Source organism: Caballeronia grimmiae, assembly GCF_000698555.1.
GTDB lineage: Bacteria > Pseudomonadota > Gammaproteobacteria > Burkholderiales > Burkholderiaceae > Caballeronia > Caballeronia grimmiae.
Genome location: NZ_JFHE01000116.1, coordinates 1 through 1,344 on the forward strand (window position 1 = coordinate 1; position 1,344 = coordinate 1,344).

The following is a 1,344-nucleotide window of genomic DNA, read 5'->3' on the forward strand; positions in this document are numbered from 1 at the left end:
CCGTGGTCAATATCATCAGCAGGTCCGCTGCCGTGATGAAGCGCACCTTGATTCCAGCTTGCGTTGCCGCGTAGCCAAGTGCCATTGCAATGTGCGTTTTGCCGGTGCCGCTCGGGCCGAGCAATACGACGTTCTCGTTGCGCTCCAGAAACGCAAGGCTCGCCAGTTCCTGAACCTGCGATTTCGGTACACCACTGGCCGCTGCGAAGTCGAAGCTATCCAAGGTCTTGATCGTCGGGAAGCCTGCCAGGCGCGCAAACGTCGCGCGCTGTCTGGCGAGCCGCGCGGTGTGCTCGGCCTTCAATACCGATTCGAGGAACTCCGTCAGGTTCGCCTCGTCGGCGATCGCCTTTTGCGCCAGGTGTGGCAACGCGTCCGCAATGGTCGTGAGCTTCAGCTGAGCGCATAGCTGCGCCACGCGTTCGTGTGCGATGTTCATGCGGCAACCCGCATCAGCTGGTCATACACGGACAGCGGGTGCTGTAGCGGCGACAGCCAATCGTGGAATCGCTCGCGCAGCTCTTGACCACTCGCCGGTGTCGTTGCTGGTAACAGTGCCGGATACGGCGGCGGCACGCTCTGCAAGGCCTTCTGCTCCACAAGCAGTTGCTCGCCTGGCTTTAGCCTGGTCGTTCCATGTATCCGGACATGCGCAACCTCGCGCAGCCAGCGCCAAACTTCTGCGTTGGCGGTCGTCACATCCAGTTCGACGTTTGCCGCCTTGAATTGAGCGGCTAACGGCACGTAAAAACTGCGGCGCAAATATCCGTTCATCCGCTCGACCTTGCCTTTGGTCTTGGCGCGATAGGGCTGACAAAGCTCGGGTTGAAATCCGTAGTGGCGGGCGAAGTCGAGAAACCCCGGCTGGAAACGGTGCTGCTTCGGACCGTATGCATCCCGCTCGATCACAACGGTCTTCATATTGTCGTACAGCGCTCGGCGCGGCACACCGCCAAACCAGTTGAAGCAGTTGGCGTGACACCTCAACAAAGTATCAAGCCGCATGTCGGAAACGAATTCGACATACGTGGCACGGCTATATCCAAGGGTGGCCACGAACGCGAACAGATTTGCTCCCTTGCGTCTGCGGAACTCGACCCAGTCGGCTTGCATCTGATCGCCCGCAGCAGTCTCGAATCGCACCAGTGGATCGGACGCCTGCAAAGGCCGCAACGTAGCAACGAACTTGCGCACAATTCGCTCGCCGCCGTCGAATCCCTTCGACTGAATCTCGCGCCACAGAACTGTCGCTGGAATCCAGTCCGGTGATGCCGCCTCGATCCTTGCCCGTAGATAGGCCTCGAACGGTTTCAGTATCGACTCACGCGGCGTCGCTGCGGCCCG

Annotated in this window: 2 protein-coding genes; both read right to left on the bottom strand. The window is 60.1% G+C overall.

Features of this window, described 5'->3' with window-relative positions; all coding sequences use genetic code 11:
* Window positions 1-439: ATP-binding protein (locus BG57_RS30840; RefSeq protein ID WP_035971081.1), on the bottom strand; the 439-nt coding region annotated here is incomplete at its 3' end.
* Window positions 436-1,344 (bottom strand): IS21 family transposase (gene istA / locus BG57_RS30845; RefSeq protein ID WP_035971083.1); only part of this gene is annotated, 909 nt, incomplete at its 5' end. The genes istA and BG57_RS30840, both read right to left, overlap by 4 nt.